Raw genomic sequence first — 1,800 nt, forward strand, 5'->3', positions numbered from 1 at the left:
CAGGTGCTCTCCGCGGCGCGCTCGCTGTCTTCAGACAGCAACCGGCTGAAGCAGGAGGTCGCCAAATTCCTGAACTCGGTCCACGCCGCCTGACCGGCGCGGACGTCTCAAAAGCAAAGGTCCACGCGCATGCGCGTGGACCTGCGATGGTGGCGCGGGCAGCTGCTCGATGACCGGATAAATTCGCCGATACAAACTTTGCCGGGCATGCGACTCGCACGGCATCCTGACGCAAGCCGCGCCGGACAGGTTCGATTGCCACTTTCGTGTTCAGATGATTGCTGAACTGGCAGGGCCTGCCATCGCCACGATATCTTTCGCGCGATCCTCCGTAGTCCACGCGTGGCAAATGCAGCATTGAATTAAGAAGTATTCTTCATGGTGTCGCCGTGCAGCGCGAATCTCCGAAAGGTGATTGCGGCTGGGCGGGGGGCCGCTGCGACGTCGGGGAGTCGTTCGGTCACTCCATCTCTCTTGCTATGGATGGACGGTGAAGATGCCGAGCTTGCGTTTCAGAATTCGGGGGCGTCTCTACGCCGGATTTTCGGTTCTCGTTGTCGTTGGTCTGATCATGGCCGCGGTCGCGATCTGGAATTTGTGGGCGGTTCAGGGCCAGATGGAGCGGCTATCCGCGCTCTCGGACAACACGGCCCGCGTTCAGGAAATCTCGATCAACCTGCAGGCGCTGCGGCGCGCCAATCTTCGCTACATCTATGACGCCGACGAGCCGGCCTTCAAGGAGGCTGCGGAGCGGGAGGTGGCGACGGTGGAGCTGTTGAAGGTCGCGGCCAAGTCGACGGTCTCCGAGGAACGGCTCAAGATCTACAATGGCCTGATCGGTCACGTCGAAAAGATGAAGTCGCTGCGGGAGCGCATGGGCGCTGCCGTCACCGAGACGGCGAAAGGCAAGGCTGTTCTGCTCACCGGCGGCGATGAGCTGACCGCCAATACCGGCAAGCTCGTCGAGGCCGCGCGTGAAACCGGCGACACCAGCGTGACCGCGCCGGTCGCCGATCTCGAATCCAAGGTCCTGCTGGTTCGTGTCGCAAACTGGCGCTTCCTCGCCGTCCGGGACGCAAAGGGGCCGGCGACCTTCAGGACCAATGTCGACCGGGCGCAGCAAGCGCTCAAGTCACTGGAGGGGGCCGGTCTGCCGAACGAGGTCAAGGCCGCATTCGGGCCGATCAAGAGCTCGCTTTCGACCTACAAGGCGGCCTTCGAGACCACCTCCGCCGCAATCCTCCAGGCCGATGAAATCTACCGCAACGGTATCGCCCCCCTGATCGGGGAAAGCGTCGACAAGCTCAAGGTGGCGGAGACCGGATTGAAGGCCGACTACCAGAAGTCGCGCGCGGCCGCCGATGGCGTCATTGCCAATACGACCTGGATTCAGGAAGTCGCCGGCGGCCTTGCGATCCTGTTCGGCGGCCTCGTCGCCTTCCTGATCGCGCGCAGCATCGTCGGACCGCTGACCACGATGACCCGGGCGATGGGTGCTCTCGCCGGTGGCGACCTCAAGGTCGAGATCCCGGGCCGTGGCAATCGCGACGAGATCGGCGACATGGCCAAGGCGATCCAGGTGTTCAAGGAAAGCATGGTCGAGACCGAGCGCCTGCGCCACGAGCAGGTCGAGGTCGAGGCGCGGCAGGCCGAGAGCCGCAAGGCCGACATGAGAAATCTGGCCAACCAGTTCGAACGTGCGGTCGGCGAGATCGTGGACACCGTGTCGTCGGCATCGAACGAGCTCGAAGCTTCCGCAGGCACCCTGACCACGACGGCCACGCGCGCCCAGGACCTGTC

General features: G+C 63.6%; 1 protein-coding gene. It reads left to right on the forward strand.

The window, feature by feature from the left end; translation table 11 throughout:
* Nucleotides 1-496: 496 nt before the first annotated feature.
* A partial coding sequence (locus tag AC1D00_RS39510) for a HAMP domain-containing protein (RefSeq protein WP_477014416.1) occupies nt 497-1,800 on the forward strand: 1,304 nt, incomplete at its 3' end.

It is taken from the genome of Bradyrhizobium sp. P2_E8 (assembly GCF_056403875.1).